The organism is Oceanobacillus massiliensis str. N'diop, from assembly GCF_000285495.1.
GTDB classification, from domain to species: Bacteria; Bacillota; Bacilli; order Bacillales; family Amphibacillaceae; genus Oceanobacillus; species Oceanobacillus massiliensis.
This window is the reverse complement of the sequence record NZ_HE610976.1, coordinates 853,008-872,431: the sequence shown is the minus strand read 5'-3', so window position 1 is coordinate 872,431 and position 19,424 is coordinate 853,008. Positions and strand designations below refer to the sequence as shown.

Below are 19,424 nucleotides of genomic sequence, written 5' to 3'. Positions count from 1 at the left end.
GCAATCAATCCATTAGTTCCGAAATAATTTCATAGGAACGAATACGGTCTTCCAAATGATAGATCTGTGAGCTGATTATCATCTCATCAGCTTGTGTTGCTTCCTGGAAAGCGGCCAGACCTTTTTTGACTGTTTCTGGACTGCCGACAATGGTTGTACGGGGATCCAGAGATTCTTCTACTGCAGCTTTTTCCATTGGTGACCAGACCTCATCTATATTATCAATTGGCGGTTGAAGCTTTGTTTGCTCTCCGCGGCGCATATTCAAAAACTGCATTCGATGGGAACTTGCCAGATATTGTGCCTTTTCGTCCGTCTCTGCTGCAATTACGTTTACCCCAACCATTGCATACGGCTTTTCAAGCGTTTCAGATGGCTGGAAATTATCCCGATACAGTTGTAGTGCCGGAATCGTATATGCCGGTGCAAAATGGCTGGCAAAAGAGAAGTACAAGCCTTTTTGCGCTGCGAGGCGAGCACTGAAATCACTGGATCCGAGCAGCCAGATAGGAATATCAAGACCTTGTCCCGGTACGGATTTGACACGCGAAACAGGTTCCTCAGAGAAGTAATCCTGGAGTTCATTCACTTGCATTGGGAAGTCATTAGGACCTGCATTCAATGTGCGGCGTAAAGCGTATGCGGTAGCCTGATCACTGCCGGGTGCCCGTCCGAGTCCAAGGTCAATCCTCCCTGGATAAAGGGATTCCAGTGTACCAAACTGTTCTGCAATGACGAGTGTTGCATGGTTAGGGAGCATCACCCCGCCAGAACCGATCCGCATATGATTTGTTTTTCCGGCAATATGGCCGATCAGGACAGATGTTGCGGAACTTGCAATACCTGGCATGTTATGATGCTCGGCCAGCCAGTACCGGTTAAAGCCCCATTTATCCGCATGCTGTGCCAGTTCTACGCTCTCCTTGAAAGACTGGCTCGCAGTACTTCCTTCCGTGATAGGCGCTAAATCAAGTACAGACAATGGAATATTATTGAATTTCTTTATATTAGCTGAAGTCATTTTATTCACTCCTTGTTATGGTTGTAGTAAGAAATGATACTGCTTTTAGGACGGGTAGTCCAACGATTAGCTTGATTTCGAAGCTATGTATATCTCTTATTTTTGTTCTTTATTAAGAATAAAATAGTCGAATGCAGTTATATAATAGTTATGCTTTTCGATTGGAGTTCATGAAAACAGTCAATAATTTCATTATTTATATTTGCCTAATAATCCTGATTTAAGTGGGTTTACACGGAGATGTGGATAATGCGCGGTATCCTGAAGCTGTTGCAAATTCTTACAGCTGTAACGATATAGAATAAGATAATACGTATTGACTTGTTCTTTATAATGAACTAAACTATAACAAATAAGCGATTAATCGGAACCTGGAGACAGTAGATGTTAGCCCTTTTCCTTTACCATGGATTATTTTAAATAGGCATAAACAAAAGGGTGTAAGCAAAGGATACAGCAGCGGTCTCTTTCGGAATTGCGGCAATCTGTAATGGGGGGCTTTAATTTCAGGAAGGTAGGAGGCAAAAAATTGATAGGCAGAAAAATACATAGACTCCGTAAAGAGAATGGACTTAGTTTATCTGAGTGTGCCGAGAGGGCTAATATCTCCAAGTCGTATCTCAGCAATATAGAACGTAATCTGAACCAGAATCCATCTATTGCCATCATCGAAAAACTCGCGGGGGTATTGGGTGTGGATATCCACGCGCTGATTGGCAATGATGCTGACGACAAGGGACAGGCCTTAACGGGCGAATGGTTGGATTTTGTGAATGAGCTAAGGGAATCCGGGGTTAAAAAAGAGCAATTACAGGAATTTAAATCGGTGATAGAGTTTGCGAAATGGAAGAATGAAAGACTGCCTGATAAATAGAATGTACCTTATCTTAATGTATAAAAGGGGAGGATTTGCAAGCCGTAAGCGCATGTCCTTTTCCAAAGTCTGTTTAATGAATTTGGCATCAGAAAATTGCTGATTTCTAAATAATCAAACCCCCTTGTTCCAAGTTAGTTAGAAAATCTGTCAAAAAAAGTTTCAACTTTTGTGAAAACCTCCTGGAAAACCTTGATTTATCAAGGTTTTATTAAGAAAGCGCACCTCTTTAAGATAACGCTTCCATTCGCATTTTTCTACATATTTGCACGAAAAAATGAAGTCTGAATTTTATGTTAACATATGTTTTATGATATAATAATCTAACATGAAGAGAGTATCCCTTCGTAAATTAGGTTTTTACTCCTTTTACATGAAGAATACCAGAGAGGAGCTGTTTTGATGACTAGAAATGGATATCCTATACCACAGGGATTATATCGTCCGGATTTTGAGCACGAAGCATGCGGAATCGGAATGATAGCAAATATAAATGGAAAGAAAACACATAGCATCGTACAGAATGCCATCAATATACTATGTAACTTAGAACATCGCGGTGGACAATCTGCCGATACAAGTACTGGTGATGGGGCAGGAATTCTGACGCAGATTCCCGATCGTTTTTTCCAGCAGCAATGTGCAAAGGAAAATATTTCGCTTCCACGTGAAGGTGATTATGGGGTAGGTATGGCGTTTCTGCCACGTGATAGACAGCTTCGCCGGGCATGCAGAGCAACAATAGAATCGATTATAGAAGAAGAGGGACAAACCTTTTTAGGGTGGCGCCCCGTACCAATAAATGAATCTTTCATTGGAAAGGTGGCAGCAAAAAGCGCGCCTGCTATCCGCCAATTTTTTATTCGGAAGTCGGATGATATCAAAGACCAGGATGCATTTGAACGAAAAATGTTTGTGATTCGTAAGCGTATTGAGAAGGCCGTAGCTGATACGCTGGAATATGAAGATGTCTATATTTGCAGCCTTTCGACAAGAACGATTGTTTACAAAGGAATGCTCGTACCTGAACAATTGGATGCTTTTTATATTGATTTGAATCATCCGGATTTCAAATCAGCACTTGCACTTGTACATTCCCGTTTCAGTACCAACACATTCCCAAGCTGGAAGAGATCGCATCCAAACCGCTACACCATTCATAACGGTGAATTCAATACACTGCGCGGCAATGTCAATTGGATGCAGGCCCGTGAAAAGCTTTGTGTGTCAGAAAATTTTGATGATGCAGATTTGAAAAAAATTCTGCCGGTTATGGATATAGATGGCAGTGATTCATCAATCTTTGATAACACGTTTGAATTTCTGCATATGTCAGGCAGATCGCTCGCCCATACTGCCATGATGATGGTTCCGGAGCCGTGGTCGAATGATGACAAGATCAGGGACGAAAAACGCGATTTTTATGAATATCATAGTACATTAATGGAGCCGTGGGATGGCCCTGCTGCCTTAGTTTTTACAGATGGCCGACAGATTGGTGCATGCCTTGATAGGAATGGTCTTCGTCCAGCAAGATACTATGTGACCAAGGATGGAATGGTAGTACTCGGTTCAGAAGTTGGTGCCCTTGATATCTTTGCTGACGATATTTTATATAAAGAAAGACTGACACCTGGAAAAATGCTTCTGATTGATTTGGAAAAGGGAGTAATTATTCCTGATGAAACAATCAAGATGGAAATTGCTTCTCAACAGCCATATAAGAAGTGGCTTGAAAATAAAATCAAACTGGAAGAATTGCCGGAAGCGGACTTTGAACATCCTGCATATACCGGCGATGAATTATTGGTACAACAGCTCGCATTTGGCTATACGAGGGAAGAACTCAATAAAATAATGAAGCCGCTTGTGTCTGACGGAAAAGATCCGGTTGGTTCCATGGGGTATGATTCGCCCTTGGCAGTATTGTCGAAACAGCCGCAGCTGCTCTATAACTATTTCAAACAGCTATTCGCTCAGGTAACCAATCCTCCGCTTGATGCCATACGAGAGAAGATAATTACAATGGTGGAAACGACGATTGGAGCAGAAGGGAACCTTGTTCAGCCTACAGCAGAAAATTGCAGGCACATTCGTCTGGAGACGCCAATCCTGTTAAATACTGAACTCGAAAAGCTTCGGAAACAGCAACTGCAAGATTTCCGGGCCGTAACCCTATCAACTCTATTCACTGCTAAAGAAGGCGAAAATAAGCTGGAAAGAGCTCTGGAAGAATTGTTTATCAAGGCGGATGCAGCAATTGATGCGGGAGTGACATTACTGATCCTCTCCGATAGAGGAGTTTCAGAGGATAAAGCCGCAATTCCGGCATTGCTTGCTGTATCTGGCTTGCACCATCATCTGATTCGAAAGGGGATCCGCACAAAGGTAAGTATACTTGTTGAATCGGGTGAACCGAGAGAGGTGCATCATTTTGCAGCATTGATTGGCTATGGTGCTGAGGGCATCAATCCATATTTGGCATTTGATACATTCTCAGACCTGATGGAGAAAGGTGAGCTGACAGCTGTATCGGAAAGACTTGCACAGGAAAGGTATGTTACCGCGGTAACGGAAGGAATCATTAAAATATTATCCAAAATGGGCATTTCCACAATTCAAAGCTATCGTGGTGCACAGATTTTTGAAGCTGTTGGCATCAAAGAAACGGTTGTTGAAAAATATTTTACCGGTACTGCATCCCGTCTTGGAGGTATTGGACTGGACGTAATCGAGAAAGAAACGTTAATGCGTCATAGGAATGCCTTTAAAGAAAACAGGGGAGGCAATTATGATCTCTCCGCTGGGGATGAGTTTCAGTTCCGTGAAGATGGTGAGGATCATCAATATAATCCAAGAACGATTCAAACATTGCAGCATTCAGTTCGCAGCAATGATTATGATCTCTTCAAAGAATATTCCAAGATGCTGACAGATGAGAAAAATAATCTTCAGTCACTCCGCGGTTTAATTAGGTTCAAAGAGCGTACACCTGTACCGATTGAGCAAGTGGAACCAATAGAGTCGATTGTTCGCAGATTTAAAACAGGCGCCATGTCCTTTGGATCAATCAGTCAAGAGGCTCATGAAGCATTGGCGATTGCCATGAACCGTCTTGGAGGGCGCAGCAATACAGGTGAGGGTGGTGAATCACCGGACCGTTTCCTGCCTGATGAAAATGGAGATTTAAGAAGAAGTGCCGTGAAACAGGTTGCATCAGGACGTTTCGGTGTCAATAGTAATTATTTGGTTAACGCTGATGAAATCCAAATCAAGGTTGCTCAAGGGGCAAAGCCTGGTGAAGGTGGACAATTGCCGGGCAAAAAGGTTTATCCATGGGTTGCCGAGGTACGCGGTTCAACCCCAGGTGTTGAATTGATTTCACCTCCTCCGCATCATGATATCTATTCGATTGAGGATTTGGCAGAACTGATTTTCAATCTGAAGAACGCAAATCCTAATGCACGTATCAGTGTTAAGCTGGTGTCTGCAGTTGGTGTCGGTACGATTGCTGCGGGTGTTGCTAAAGGCCGTGCCGATCATGTTGTCATCAGCGGATATGACGGGGGGACCGGAGCTGCCCCAAGAACGAGCCTGAAGCATACTGGATTGCCTTGGGAAATTGGGCTTGCCGAAACACATCAGACCCTTCTTCTTAATGGACTTCGCGACAGGATTACAGTGGAAACAGATGGAAAGATGATGACAGGAAGAGATGTCGTTGTATCTGCATTGCTTGGGGCTGAGGAATATGGTTTCTCCACAGCACCACTGGTAGCACTAGGTTGCGTGATGATGCGTGTTTGTCATTTGGATACATGCCCGGTTGGTATTGCGACACAGAATCCGGAACTGAGGAAGAAGTTTAATGGTGATCCGGAACATGTGGTTAACTTTATGAAATTTATTGCCCGGGAAACGAGAGAATTGATGGCAGAGCTTGGCTTCAGAACAATCAATGAGATGATTGGACGGTCAGATGTACTGGAAGCTAAAGAGATTGATCATTGGAAGGCGAAAGATCTTGACCTTACAGCATTGCTGTACCGTCCTGAGCTATCTTTTAAGATTGATCAATATGCAACCAGATCACAAGATCATGGGATTGAAAAGACGCTTGATTATCAGGAATTGATCCCAATCTGCGAAAGTGCCATAGAAGATGGAACACCGATTGAATTTACCGTGGCTATTCGGAATATTAATCGTGTTACAGGTACACTCCTCGGAAGTGAAATAACCAAAAAATATGGTGCTGGTGGACTGCCGGAAGACACGATTAAATTGAACTTCAATGGATGTGCTGGTCAAAGCTTTGGAGCATTCATTCCTCATGGGATGACATTGAATCTTACAGGAGATGCAAACGATTTTGTCGGAAAGGGCCTATCAGGTGGAAAAATCATTGTCAAGACCTCCCCGGTGGTCACCTTCCGCCCTGAGGAAAATACCATTATTGGAAATGTCGCCTTTTACGGCGCATCTGCTGGAGAAGCCTATATTCGAGGGATTGCAGGTGAACGCTTCGCTGTAAGGAACAGCGGTGCAACCATCGTTGTAGAAGGTATCGGCGATCATGGTTGTGAGTATATGACAGGCGGTACCGTCGTCATTCTCGGAGCAACCGGCAGAAACTTTGCAGCAGGTATGTCTGGTGGTGTTGCATATGTATTTGACGAAGATAACAGTTTCCGTAATATGGTTAATCCTGCAATGGTGCATGTTGGAGAGGTAGATGACCAGAAAGAACTAGATGCGGTGTATAAACTGATTCAGAATCATATCAGGTATACAGACAGTTCACACGGTGAGCGTATTCTCAATTATTGGGAAAAATACTCCAGACAATTTGTACGTGTCATCCCGAAAGCCTACGTAAAAATGAGAGAGCGCATCACCTTCCTGATGGATAGTGGCTTGACTAAATTCGATGCTGAAATGCGGGCATTCGAAGAAAGCAATAATAGATTTAATGAGAAAAAACACAAGATAGAAATCATTTAACCTATAAACGTGAGATGCTGGCCAGTGCTGAGTGATTGTTAGGCGCTTTCGAACGGAAGGGAATTTACATGTTCACTTCTGAGAAAATGGTTGAATGGCATTTAAAAAGAAGAGGGGGGCTTTTGATGGGTAAACAAACTGGATTCATGGAGTATGATCGTCAAACCCGTCCGGGAAGGGATCCGCAAGAGCGAATACGAGATTGGAACGATTATACTGCTCCTTTATCAGAGGAAGAGGTTAAAGTACAAGGTGCTCGCTGCATGGACTGCGGGGTACCTACATGCCACTCCGGCATGGAGATTAATGGTGTGACTTCAGGTTGCCCGGTCAACCATCTTATCCCTGAATGGAATAACCTTGTTTATGAGGGACAGTGGAAAGAGGCATTGGAACGTGAGCATCAGAAGAACAATTTCCCGGAATTTACCGGAATCGCTTGTCCGGCACCATGTGAAGGTGCGTGTGTGCTGGGAATCAATGAACCTGCCGTTGCTATCAGAACGGTAGAGCGTTCCATAATCGAGAAAGGCTTTGCTGAGGGGTGGGTTACACCAAATCCGCCTAAAAACCGTACCGGAAAGAGAGTGGCGGTTGTTGGATCGGGGCCAGCAGGATTGGCAGCAGCAGATCAATTGAACAAAGCAGGTCATTCTGTAACGGTATTTGAGCGCGACAGACGAGTTGGCGGGCTATTAACCTACGGAATTCCTGAAATGAAGCTTTCCTACGATATTGTGATGAGACGTGTGTCTATTCTAGAGCAGGAAGGCATTGAATTTATCACCAATACCGATGTTGGAAAAGATATTACGGTTGAAGATCTGAAATCGGAATTTGATGCCACAATTATGTGCGGCGGAGCAACTCTCCATCGTGAAATGGAAGTAGAGGGCAGCGATCTTAAGGGTATCCATCCAGCAATGGACTTCCTGCATGCAAATGTAGAAAGCCTGCTTGATTCAAATCTGGAGGATGGAAACTATATATCTGCTGAACATAAAGACGTAATTGTAATTGGCGGGGGAGACACGGGCACAGATTGTCTGGCAACGTCTGTCCGACATAATTGCAAAAGCTTAACACAGTTTGATATTTATGAAAAAAAGAACCTGCTTCGTGAAGTGGATTCCAACCCATGGCCGCAATACCCAATCATTCATCGAGTAGAATACGGCCATGCTGAAGCAAAGGCGCATCAAGGGGAAGATCCGCGGGCCTATGCAGTGCAAACAACTAAATTTGTAGGCGATGAAACCGGTCATGTAAAAGAAGTGCATACCGTTAAAGTGAAAACGCGTTATGAGCATGGCAAAAAAATCCGTGAAGAAATTCCCGGTACGGAAGAAGTCTGGCCAGCTGATCTGGTGCTGATTGCGATTGGTTTCAAGGGACCTGACCAGAATTTAATCAGCAAGCTGAATGTAGAAACTACGATGCGTTCGACCGTGAAAGCTACCTATGGTAATTTCAAGACCAATGTAGAAGGTGTCTTTGCTGCGGGGGATATGCGCAGAGGTCAAAGCCTGATTGTTTGGGCAATTAATGAAGGTAGAGCGGCAGCCCGTGAATGTGACCTGTATCTCATGGGTGAAACGATGCTGCCTTAACAAAAAATGCTGTGGAGAGTATTCCACAGCATTTTTTTGTTCATTATAGGATTATAAGAGATAAAGCTTTTAGGTTCGTAATCCCGGTAAAAACCATTTGCTACTGTGTGTTAGATAGAGTAATATGTAGTATAGTAATAGCAATGATTCGAAATGAGGGTATACAATGAGTAAAACATCCATTTATGGACTAACATACGAACAACTGACAGACTGGCTTGTAGAGCAAGGTGAAAAGCGTTTCCGTGCCGATCAGGTGTGGAACTGGCTATATAAGAAACGTATCTCAAATTTTAATGAAATGAAAAATGTAAATAAGGAAACCATTGAACTTCTTGATAATAGCTTCGTCCTGCATACGTTAGGCGAAGAAATCAGACAGGAGTCTAAGGATGGTACCATTAAATTCCTCTTTAAATTGGAAGACGGCAACCTTATCGAAACGGTGCTTATGCGTTTCCACTATGGATTATCCGTATGTGTAACGACACAGGTCGGCTGTAATATTGGGTGTACATTCTGTGCAAGTGGTCTCTTGAGAAAGAGCCGTGATTTATCCAGTGGAGAGATTGTCGAGCAGATTATGAACGTTCAAAAGCATCTGGATACAATGGGGAATGATGAACGGGTCAGCCACATAGTCGTTATGGGTATCGGAGAGCCGCTTGATAACTTTACGAATCTAATGGATTTCCTTCATGTGGTAAATGACGATCGCGGCCTTAATATAGGTGCGAGACATATTACGGTTTCAACAAGCGGACTTGCCCATAAAATCTATGAATTTGCAGATCAGGATCTGCAAGTGAACCTGGCCATTTCGCTGCATGCACCGAATAATGACCTTCGTACACGCATTATGAAGATAAATAAGGCATTCCCAATAGAAAAGCTAATGAAGGCTGTCGACTACTATTTGGAGAAGAAGAACAGGCGAATCACTTATGAATACATTATGTTAAGAGACGTTAACGATCACCGCGAAGAAGCGATTCAATTGGCAAATCTTATCAATGATCATCGCCATTTAGCCTATGTGAATCTGATTCCTTACAACACCGTTGATGAACATATTGATTATCAGCGCAGTCAGTCAGAGTCAATCCAAGCTTTCTATGAAACACTAAAGGATAGGGGCATTAACTGTGGTGTCCGCTGGGAAAACGGAGCAGACATTGATGCTGCCTGCGGTCAGTTAAGAAGCAAGCAGATTAAGAAGTCTAAAGCGGTATAATCAATTAAAATAGTTATAACTGATAGATAAGGAAAACCCCTGCTGAATTTATTTCAGCGGGGGTTTTTTTGCTTGCTTATATCTTAACTTTTTCTGTTGGTCCTAGCGAAGCATATCTGACTGAAAGAGGTGTATCCTGTATGCCGTTCTTAACAGATGCCTGATTTTTACCTTGGTTTTTTGCTTTGAATAACAAATCATCTGCGTGTATATAGGCACTTTTAATATCATTTCCAGGATTGCATTGAAAATAATATAGCCCAAATGAAGCCGTATAAGAAATTTTAATTGTTTTCGAGCGGAATTCGCAATGTGCGGGTGCCCGTTCGACTTCCTGCTGCAGACGCTGAACAAGCTCCGTACATTCTGAATAGCTTTTTTTCCTGAGAAATATGGTGAACTCTTCTCCGCCGCTTCTGAATAGATAATCCTCTTCACCTAGAAGTCGATCCAAAGTTGTGGCAAAGCTTTGGATGACGGCATCGCCTACAGCGTGGTTATATTTGTCGTTTACCCGTTTGAAAGTATCGATATCCGTAACGATGATACCTATTTTCTCTGCTGAATGGTTTAATTCATTCATGATTTTATTCATATAGGTCCTATTATAAATCTTTGTGAGGAAATCAGTATATGCCATATGCTCGAATCTATCACGCTCAATCTTATGCTGGATGCTTTTCGATTGCAGGACGCCTGACCGGCTGACAAGGTAATTAAGCACGAACAGAGCAATTAATAGCTCCCATTGCCCCTCCATAAGAAAAATGTAAAGCAGTCCATTCGATATTCCTCTTTTCAATGTATCCATAAAGCTTCTGGCTCGTATAAAGTCCCAAGCATCCTGACCGGTATTAATATTTCCGGCAAAATGAAATATGGCAAGAAGAAGGAGCGAGGACAAAAAGTCCGTAAGCGTTACAATGGCAATAATCAATCCCCAAAATCCAAATGGGATTTCTTCAACGTATGGAATTAGACTATAGAAGATAAGGTATCCAAAAGCATTGAGCAGCGCAGGGCCACCAATATTGTAGAACGTATGCAACAGTTCATCTTCATCCGCCGTACCTACTTTTTTTCGGTAAAAATAGACGTAGAAACGGTTAACAATTTCAAAGATAAACAGACCTAGCGGGCCAGCAAATAAAATAAACGAAAGTGCATAGGAAATACTGTAATCTACATTGACATTTCCTGTTTTAACAATTGTTTTCAGATGTGAATAGAGCGTTGTAAATAAAAGATAGACAAAAAACACTTGCAGATAAAAAGGAATCTCTATATTTATCGGACCCGAAGCGATAGCAACAATTAATGAAATGATAAAAATACTAATGATAAAAACTTTTAGCCTAAACATTATCGTTTGTCCTTTCAAATTTATTTAGGAATCGTAATTGTCGCTATGCAAGTGGGTATTATTTCCTATTCTATTTTTATAATAGCATATTTTCTGAAAATATAGTTAGAAAATATGAAAATTTTAAGTTTTTGAGATATAAATTAATCGCTTTTTTAGATAATTTGGAACCAATAAGATAGGGGAGCCGTGATTTGCACGTCATTTCATCCATGAGATAGCTGTTTATTTTTATTTGTGGCAGGGAAGAGGATTTATGGAGCAACTATCTAAAATATAGAGGAGGAATCAAGCTTATGAGCGATGATTTTAAGGTGAATGGTAATAGTAAGAATGAACAGCTTGAACAATTCCGTGTGGATGATCGCGGGAAGAAGATGACCACGAATCAGGGATTAAGGGTCTCTGAGGATGAATTCTCTCTAAAAGCGGGTGATCGTGGTCCGACACTAATGGAAGACTTCCATTTTCGGGAAAAGATGACCCATTTCGACCATGAACGTATTCCTGAACGTATTGTACATGCTAGAGGCTATGCGGCCCATGGTGAATTTGAACTTTATGAATCAATGGAAAAGTATTCAAAAGCGAAGTTTCTCCAGAAACCAGGTTCTACAACTCCAGTATTTGTCCGTTTTTCAACCGTTGCCGGCAATCGGGGATCAGCAGAGACTGTACGTGATGTCAGAGGGTTTGCAACTAAATTCTATACAGAGGAAGGCAATTATGATCTTGTTGGGAATAATATCCCGGTCTTCTTCATTCAGGATGCCGTCAAATTCCCAGATTTAATCCATGCTGTTAAACCCGAACCGCATAATGAAATCCCCCAGGCAGCTTCTGCGCATGATACATTCTGGGACTTTGTCGCGAATAACCAGGAAACGGCACACATGATTATGTGGCATTTATCCGACAGGGCATTACCGAGAAGTTTTCGCATGATGGAAGGGTTTGGTGTACATACCTTCCGTTTGGTAAATGCCGAGGGAAAAAGCCATTTTGTTAAGTTCCACTGGAAACCGAAGCTGGGTGTCCATTCCCTCGTTTGGGACGAGGCGCAGAAAATCAGTGGTAAAAACCCTGATTTTCACAGAATGGATCTCTACGAATCAATTGAAAAAGGGGATTATCCCGAGTTTGAATTAGGTGTTCAGATTATCGATGAGGCCGATGAGTTTATGTTTGACTTTGATATACTCGATCCGACGAAAATTTGGCCGGAGGAGGATGTCCCTGTACAAATCATCGGAAAAATGACACTCAATCGCAACGTGGACAATGTCTTTGCTGAAACGGAACAAGTTGCATTCCATCCGGGCCATGTTGTTCCGGGCATCGACTTCACCAATGACCCGCTTCTCCAGGGCAGGTTATTCTCCTATACGGATACACAGCTTATTCGTCTCGGAGGACCCAATTTCCATGAATTGCCCATCAATCGACCTGTATGTCCGTTTCATAATAATCAGCGTGATGGATATGGCAGACAGACGATTAACAAAGGTCCTGTAAGCTATCACAATAATTCATTGGCTCAAAATACACCTGAAACGGCTGCTGAAGATGATGGCGGTTATGCCCACTACCAGGAGAAAGTGGAAGGACGTAAAGTAAAGGCGAGAAGTAATAGTTTTCTCGACCACTTTTCGCAAGCGACCCTTTTCTGGAATAGTATGAGCGCAACGGAGAAAGCGCATATTGTGAAGGCTTTTAGCTTTGAGCTTGGTAAATGCAAGGAAAAGGCGATTCAGGAGCAGGTCGTTGATATGTTTGCAAATGTAAGCCTGGAGATGGCTCAGAAAGTTGCCGATAATATTGGTATAGCACCACCAGAGCAAGGAGGATCGAATGTTACTAAGACCTCACCAGCTCTGAGTCAGGAGAATACGCGTAAACTGCCTGATACACGGAAAGTGGCTGTATTGGTAAGCGAAGGGTTCGATGGAAAAGATGTATATACGATTCTGAATGACTTGCAGGAAAAAGGTCTTCAGCCGGAGATTGTCAGTGAGAAATTAGGTGTCATTACAGGTACAGAGGGTATTAAGGTTAATGCTGTTCACACCTTCCTGACAGCCGATTCTGTTTTATTTGACGCCGTTTATGTTGCTGGAGGGGATATGTCCAATCAGACATTCTATCAAAAGACAGTAGCCTTTGTAAAAGAGGCTTACACACATTATAAAGCCATTGGTGCAACACATGCAGGTATAAACGTTCTGCAGGAAAATAGTATGCTTAAAGCACCAGGTATTATTACTGGTGACGTTAATGACACATTTGTATCTGACTTTACAGAGGCAATCACGAAGCATCGCCACTGGTCACGTGCCGTAATGGAATAGATTATATGAAATAGGGTGATATATATCACCCTATTTTTTTATGGGAACCTTCCCGGAAGTATTGTTGTACCATATTTTGCAGTTGATAGAAGCTGCGTGCTATTACAATGAGTCTCCGTATATTTCCTGCATCATAATTGGATCTTCTTTTTATTATCAAGTACTTGTTATGTTTTAGATTTCGATGGGTATCTATATTACTCTATCTATATTTATATACTTGTTTGAAATCCACTCCATGGAAAGCTATGTCGCGCGTTTAGAAATTTTATATGAAAACAGCCTATATGCTAAGTGATAGTCAGGGGAGGGGATAGAGAAAAATTCGGTTGTCTTTACACTTGATTACATTATTGTGTACATGTATACTTTAAAAGTAATATTGTTTTCAAAAAAGTAAACATGTATACAAAATGGAACACACCCCGTTATAACAACGTGTGCAGATTGTATGCATGTATACATAAAAGAATACATTCATTGCGTTATTGTATATTTATTGAAAAACAATTATTCTAGTAATGAATGGAAAATGAGAGAGGGGAAATAAAAAATGGTGAAATCGAGAGTAGCGGCAGTAGACGTCGGAAACGATGCATTAAAAGGAAATTTTGGTAAATTGGAAAATGAATTGTATATACCTAACGTTATTGCCCCTGATTTAGAAGACCGACCTGTCATTGGAATTGAAGAATTGGATCAAAAAGATGTATTGGACAATATTCATATCCGGGTTCACTCGCCAGCCCTAGATGAAAATGGCATTATTTATCGAGTAGGAAATCTAGCAACAAAAACTACTAATTCACAGGAACTTGATCCAGGAAGCAGTAAATCAGAAGAAGATCAGACGCTTATCATGTTATTCGCTGCACTGGCCCTGGACGCAGTCAGCACAGAAGATTTTAAAGAAAAAAATCAGGTTATTGATGCCCTTTATACACTGGGAACCGGCCTGCCGTTAAGGGAAGTCAAAGAAGGTAAGGATGTCGGATACCGTTCAGAGCTATTAGGTTCCGTTCATCAGGTAGAATTTCTGATCACACCGAGATACCAGGGGAAAAAGGTAAATATTAAGTTTGAAGAAGTTAAAGTATATCCGGAAGGCTTTGCTGCCTATGTTAATCTGATTATGGATAACGAGTTGAAAGTAATCAATAAGGAATTGATTGATAAACAGATATTGATCCAGGATATAGGAGGCCTATCAACCGATATCGCCGTAATCCGAAATAGAAATGTGGATGATGACAAAGCACAAGGATTCAATTTGGGCGTATCTGAATCATTGGAAGATATCCGGGAAGAGATTCGATCCAAGCACGGAGTGGAACTGGACAGTCGCCGTGATGTGGTGGATATCATCACTAGAAAGAATGACCGTCACCATATTATGGTAAAAGGAAGCAGAACGAACGTACATGATATTACAGATCATATTCTGCTTGAACTTGCGAAGAAAGAATATCGTTTCTTGCGCAATGTCTGGGCGAAGAACTCTCAATCCGAGATATGCTATTTCGTTGGTGGAGGATCTGCTGTCCTTAAAGACTATATAAAAGCATTGAATAACAAGCTGGATGGTTTTAATATTGAATTCTTTGAGGATGAAAATGAAAGTATTTGGATGATGGCGAATGCTTATTATAAACTGATTTCCGATTTTATTCGTAAGGCTGAACCTGTAAAAGATACAAAGGAAGAAAAAGCGACTTCAAAAGCAAAATAAATAGGGTGAGATCATGTCGAAAAATAGTATAGAGAGGGGCCAATCGATCACGTTTCGTGTCCCCTCCGATACACCTGATTACTTATTGAAAAAATTGCAGAATCTGAAGGAAACCGAGCGAAGGAACTTTTCGAGCAAAATTGCCGGATTCGTTCTAAAAGGTGTCAATGAAACCTCTGGAAGAGAGAAGGAAACGGTAACGATTCCGCTTCCGAAGCAGCTCACAAAGGAACAGAGAAGCTGGCTGAAGCATGAACACTCAGAGGCGCTTATTGGGAGCATACTGCATCACTTATTAAGTGATCCAATGCGTGCTACCACTTTGCTGGCCGCGCTAAACAGCAATACGAGTGATATTGATGAAGCTTTATACCTTCAGGAAGCCCCGAATAAAGAAAAACAGAAGAATTTAGATCAGGATAAGGATATTGATCTGGATGATTTTAGTCTGGATGGACTGGATATACATGAAGAAGTTGAGGAAGAAGATGAAGACCCATTGAGTGATTTCTTCTCCAGTATGAATAAATAATCAAAAAAGATACCGAATAGGATGAAAATCTTATTCGGTATTTTTTTATATTGAAAACTTTTTTAACTTCACAAAGGTATATATTGTATAGAACGATTTATAAGGGGGGTAATGCTGTTGGCAGATCAGGAAAGAAAGCTTATCAAAAAGATAAAAAAGGAAACCAGCAAGCCTTTAAAAAACTGTATGACAAATATGCTGGCTATTCTCTCCGAACAGCCTATGCACTAACAAAAAATTCCGCTGATGCCTCGGATATTGTCCAGGAAACGTTTATCAGGGTCTTCCGAAATATCGAATCCTATGATATGACAAAACCATTTCGGCCGTGGTTTTATCAAATTTTGGTAAATGAAAGCAGAAGATATATGCAAAAAAAGGCCAAAGAAGCAATCAGTATTGAATCTGAACAGCTATTGGACCATTTGAATCAGCAAATGGATGAAGAAAAGGATTTTGAACAGCTTGAATCAGCTTTGGACCTGCTAGGCGAACACCATCGGACGGTCCTTGTCTTAAAATATCTGAACGGATTTTCGGAGCAGGAAATTGCAGACATCCTTCAATTGAATATAAATACTGTGAAATCAAGGCTGTACAAGGCAAGACAACAGTTAAAAGCAGCTTTAGGAGGTGTTGTTGATGAGTAGGGACAAAATGGAACAGCAGATGGAGCAAATCCTCAAGAAACAAACAGAAGAAGCAATGAACCTAAAGGATGGTACATGGAATAAGATCAATCAGGAGCTATTCTCATCCACAGCCGAACTAAAAGTAAAAGCCGCCAGGAAAGTGAAGCGAAAAGGAAGGGTATTTGCCATTGCCGGGCTAAGTACAGTGGCGATAATTACCATTTTATTCTTTGGAATGATGACTGATCAAGGGCAGGCAATGATCCAAAACTTAAAAGATATGTTTGTTGAGGAAAAGCAGGAGGAAATTGAACTGGAAGGTCACAAGGAAGATACAAATGTTCAATTGGAAACGAATGAGGAGCTGCGTTATATCATCTATATTGATGAAGATCGCTACAAAATGGTTGAAGGTGACTTGGTAGATAGAATCGAGACGATCGAGCCTCTAGGTGAGAGATATCCGGAAGTTTATATGGAGATAACGCGGATGGATGACACCACGACAAAGGAAGTGGAGGCAGTTATAAAGGATGCGATTGAAGCGGATCCAAAAATGGAATTGCATCGTGAAGAAAGTGTGACAGTACCGATTGAGGCAGAAATGATACAGGCAATGGGCAGCGGATATTCGAGCGATGGAGGACAATGGGATACACCAATACACCGTTATTATGTGACCGATGAGGATGAAGGTCAGGTCTTCGTCATTAAACAGGTCTACTTCCTTGAGGCTGCAGAGGGTCACGGGGCGCGATTCAGTTATATGCTGGAAAGCTTTAAAGTAGTTAAATAAAGATTTAAACCTTCTTAATAAAAAGTGCAATGCCCTATGCGGCTTGCGCTTTTTTTATGAGAATAAAAGCGAGCTTCTTACCATGCAGAATAAATATCGTTATTTTTGCAAGACTAAGCGGGAAAAGGGGGTAACATAATGGAATTTGATTGGGTATGGAAAGCAATCCTAATCGTAATTGCAGGTACTTTCCTTCTTAGAGTGGCGGGCAGAAAGTCCATATCTCAGATGACGCTTGCGCAAACAGTGATTATGATTGGAATCGGCTCGTTACTCATACAGCCTTTAGCAGGAAAAAATGTCTGGGTCACCATTGGGGTTGGACTTGTTTTGATTCTAACATTAATATTAATGGAATTTATTCAGGTGAAAGGCGATTTTTTTGAAGGTCTTTTGACGGGCAAGGCAAAACTTCTTATTGAAAATGGAATACTTAACGAAAAAAATCTTCAAAAGCTGAGGATTACTGTAGATCAACTTGAAATGAATCTAAGGCTTCAGAATGTTTCAAAGCTAAGTGATGTAGAATGGGCAACACTTGAGCCGAATGGAAGAATCGGATTTATACTAAAACAGGATGTACAGCCTGTAACAAAAAGAGAATTCAATGAATTTGCAGAGGTGATTTTAACAAGTTTAGCAGAACTGCAAATAGACAAGACTAGGACAAATGATTACCTGCAGAAGATAAACAAACAACCTCTCAAGGAAAGTGAACAGGAGAATATCTTCGCAGAGGTGAAGCGAAACCATCATAAAAATAGCCCGCCAAAGCATTTAAGGTAATGTTGAAAGATGGGCTTTCCATTCTTTTGAGTTGTATAGAAATGTAGTGCCATCGATTGTTATTCAGAAAATAAATCCGGGTACTATTTAAGTTAGATTAAGTTTTGCAGGTAAAGGGAAAAATCCTAATATTACCGTTTGGGGAGGAAATTTAAATGGAACATGACAGTTATATGCCGATGACATCTGTGGGAAGCGGGGACCTCATACAAGTTGCAGATGACGTGTATTGCTTTACCAATCAGATTGTAAACCTCTGCTTTGTCGGTAATTCCGACAACTGGGTTTTGGTCGATGCGGGGATGCCGAAGTCTTTCGATAAAATTATCGAGCAGGCAGAAGAAATTTATGGGGAAAATGCTAAACCAAAGGCACTAATATTGACTCATGGACATTTTGATCACGTTGGGGCTGCAGCAGAACTGGTGGAAAAATGGGATATTCCTGTCTTTGCCCATACCCTGGAATTACCATTCTTAACGGGAAAAGAAAGCTATCCAGAACCAGATTGGACGGTTGAAGGTGGTCTCGTTGCCAAGCTTTCAATGTTCTTTCCGGATGAACCCATTAATCTGAGAGGAATTTCCCAATTGCCTGACGACGGCACAGTACCGGGAATGCCAGGGTGGAAATGGATCCATACGCCTGGCCATAGCCGTGGGCAGGTGTCCTTATTCAGAGAAGCGGACAGGACCCTGATTGCAGGGGATGCATTCATTACCGTAAAGCAGGATGAACTGTTGAAGGTTACACTGCAAACGAAAGAGGTGAATGGCCCTCCACGTTACTTTACACCAGATTGGAGAGCGGCAGAAGAATCTGTTCAGCAACTTGCTGCATTAAATCCGCAAAAGGCAATTACTGGCCATGGTGTTCCAATTTCAGGCGAGGAATTGCAAGAAGGGCTGAAAAGGCTCGCTGACAATTTCAAAGAGTTAGCCGTTCCAGATCATGGGCGATATGTGACAGAGCAAAAAAATGATAGGGACTAAATCCTATAAGTGAGAGTTGCCATTAGAAGGCACTCTCATTTTTTAGTAACTAGAATTGATTGATTCTTTACCCCCCGCTCCCGAAATACACTGCGCATTCCGCGTATTTCCTCCGCTAAGATTTGGTTTTCTGAATCAAATTACTGATATTCGATTCGATGTAATTTGATGATATGCTTTATCCCCTCTCCGGAAATACACTACGCTTTCCGCGGGCTCGCGCTAAGCCAGAGTACTACTTGCGATTGCTTCCTTGCTCCCTTGCACCGAGGAAGCATACTGCGCAGTGTTACTGGCAGACGCAGGTGCATCTAGTGGGTCTTAGCGTCTTGGCTTTTTCTGAAGACAAAAAAGCTAAAGTGAATTTCCCCATTTCTATGCTGCTCTCTCAATTATTTATAGAAATTATAGTGTGGTAATCGCCACTCCGGAAATACACTTCGCTTTCCGCGGGCTCGCGCTAAGCCTCCTCGCTCGCAAAGTTCGCTCTCTGTGGGGTCTTA

At 41.8% G+C, this 19,424-nt stretch carries 13 protein-coding genes; 11 read left to right on the top strand and 2 right to left on the bottom strand.

Annotated elements, in window-relative coordinates; all coding sequences use genetic code 11:
• Positions 1 to 4: 4 nt before the first annotated feature.
• On the bottom strand, positions 5 to 1,021 hold the full coding sequence (locus OMHG_RS04105) for an LLM class flavin-dependent oxidoreductase (protein WP_010648559.1): 1,017 nt from the start codon (positions 1,019 to 1,021) through the stop codon (positions 5 to 7).
• Between the two features lie 529 nt (positions 1,022 to 1,550).
• Between OMHG_RS04105 and OMHG_RS04100 the strand changes: the two genes are divergently transcribed.
• The 4 genes from OMHG_RS04100 to rlmN all read left to right on the top strand — a co-directional run bounded on the left by OMHG_RS04100 (position 1,551) and on the right by rlmN (position 9,743).
• Entirely contained in the window at positions 1,551 to 1,895 is a 345-nt protein-coding gene (locus tag OMHG_RS04100) for a helix-turn-helix domain-containing protein (RefSeq protein ID WP_010648557.1), read from the top strand.
• Between the two features lie 402 nt (positions 1,896 to 2,297).
• Positions 2,298 to 6,899, top strand: a complete 4,602-nt coding sequence (gene gltB, locus OMHG_RS04095; RefSeq protein ID WP_010648555.1) for a glutamate synthase large subunit — start codon at positions 2,298 to 2,300, stop codon at positions 6,897 to 6,899.
• Positions 6,900 to 7,024: 125 nt separating this feature from the next.
• Positions 7,025 to 8,509, top strand: coding sequence for a glutamate synthase subunit beta (locus tag OMHG_RS04090; RefSeq protein WP_010648553.1), 1,485 nt, complete (start codon positions 7,025 to 7,027; stop codon positions 8,507 to 8,509).
• Between the two features lie 166 nt (positions 8,510 to 8,675).
• Positions 8,676 to 9,743, top strand: coding sequence for a dual-specificity RNA methyltransferase RlmN (gene rlmN / locus OMHG_RS04085; protein WP_010648551.1), 1,068 nt, complete (start codon positions 8,676 to 8,678; stop codon positions 9,741 to 9,743).
• A gap of 76 nt (positions 9,744 to 9,819) precedes the next feature.
• Here rlmN and OMHG_RS04080 read toward each other — a convergent pair whose 3' ends face one another.
• Positions 9,820 to 11,106 (bottom strand): GGDEF domain-containing protein, encoded by a 1,287-nt coding sequence (locus tag OMHG_RS04080; RefSeq protein WP_010648549.1) that lies wholly within the window; start codon positions 11,104 to 11,106, stop codon positions 9,820 to 9,822.
• A gap of 296 nt (positions 11,107 to 11,402) precedes the next feature.
• On the opposite strand from OMHG_RS04080, the gene OMHG_RS04075 reads away from it, so the two are divergent.
• The 7 genes from OMHG_RS04075 (at position 11,403) to OMHG_RS04045 (ending at position 18,921) form a co-directional block, all read left to right on the top strand.
• A complete protein-coding gene (locus OMHG_RS04075) occupies positions 11,403 to 13,454 on the top strand; it encodes a catalase (RefSeq protein ID WP_010648547.1) in 2,052 nt (683 codons plus the stop codon).
• Between the two features lie 553 nt (positions 13,455 to 14,007).
• Positions 14,008 to 15,183 (top strand): ParM/StbA family protein, encoded by a 1,176-nt coding sequence (locus OMHG_RS04070; RefSeq protein WP_010648545.1) that lies wholly within the window; start codon positions 14,008 to 14,010, stop codon positions 15,181 to 15,183.
• A 13-nt stretch (positions 15,184 to 15,196) separates the two neighbouring features.
• Positions 15,197 to 15,715, top strand: coding sequence for a hypothetical protein (locus tag OMHG_RS04065; protein WP_010648543.1), 519 nt, complete (start codon positions 15,197 to 15,199; stop codon positions 15,713 to 15,715).
• Between the two features lie 83 nt (positions 15,716 to 15,798).
• Entirely contained in the window at positions 15,799 to 16,365 is a 567-nt protein-coding gene (locus OMHG_RS04060) for an RNA polymerase sigma factor (protein ID WP_010648541.1), read from the top strand.
• On the top strand, positions 16,358 to 17,143 hold the full coding sequence (locus OMHG_RS04055) for a hypothetical protein (RefSeq protein WP_010648540.1): 786 nt from the start codon (positions 16,358 to 16,360) through the stop codon (positions 17,141 to 17,143). Before OMHG_RS04060 ends, OMHG_RS04055 begins: the two co-directional genes overlap by 8 nt.
• A 138-nt stretch (positions 17,144 to 17,281) precedes the next feature.
• The gene (locus tag OMHG_RS04050; protein ID WP_010648538.1) at positions 17,282 to 17,929 is read left to right on the top strand and encodes a DUF421 domain-containing protein; all 648 of its coding nucleotides are present in this window, start codon (positions 17,282 to 17,284) and stop codon (positions 17,927 to 17,929) included.
• A gap of 155 nt (positions 17,930 to 18,084) precedes the next feature.
• Positions 18,085 to 18,921 (top strand): MBL fold metallo-hydrolase, encoded by an 837-nt coding sequence (locus tag OMHG_RS04045; RefSeq protein WP_010648535.1) that lies wholly within the window; start codon positions 18,085 to 18,087, stop codon positions 18,919 to 18,921.
• Positions 18,922 to 19,424 lie beyond the last annotated feature (503 nt).